Source organism: Pseudomonas sp. Wu6 (assembly GCF_019891515.1).
Taxonomy (GTDB): Bacteria; Pseudomonadota; Gammaproteobacteria; order Pseudomonadales; family Pseudomonadaceae; genus Aquipseudomonas; species Aquipseudomonas orientalis_A.
This window is the reverse complement of sequence record NZ_JAFLXH010000099.1, coordinates 1-426: the sequence shown is the minus strand read 5'-3', so window position 1 is coordinate 426 and position 426 is coordinate 1. Positions and strand designations below refer to the sequence as shown.

At 51.9% G+C, this 426-nt stretch carries 2 tRNA genes; both read left to right on the top strand.

The window, feature by feature from the left end:
• Positions 1-208: 208 nt before the first annotated feature.
• A tRNA-Ile gene (locus tag J1G34_RS26970) sits at positions 209-285 on the top strand.
• Between the two features lie 30 nt (positions 286-315).
• Positions 316-391: transfer RNA gene (locus J1G34_RS26965), tRNA-Ala, on the top strand.
• The last annotated feature ends 35 nt before the right edge of the window (positions 392-426 follow it).

Genomic DNA, 426 nt, shown 5'->3' with positions numbered 1-426 from the left:
TCGTAACAAGGTAGCCGTAGGGGAACCTGCGGCTGGATCACCTCCTTAATCGACGACATCAGCTGCTCCATAAGTTCCCACACGAATTGCTTGATTCATTGAAGAAGACGAAAGAAGCAGCCTAAAGGGTTGTAGCTTAGTTGGTTAGAGCGCACCCCATGCTTTGTGGTAAAGAGCAGGGTGAGGTCGGCCTTAGCAGCTCGAAATTGGGTCTGTAGCTCAGTTGGTTAGAGCGCACCCCTGATAAGGGTGAGGTCGGCAGTTCGAATCTGCCCAGACCCACCAATTTTGTGTGGGAAACGCCTGTAGAAATACGGGGCCATAGCTCAGCTGGGAGAGCGCCTGCCTTGCACGCAGGAGGTCAACGGTTCGATCCCGTTTGGCTCCACCATTAACTGCTTCTGCTGTTAGAGTTTAGAAATGAAT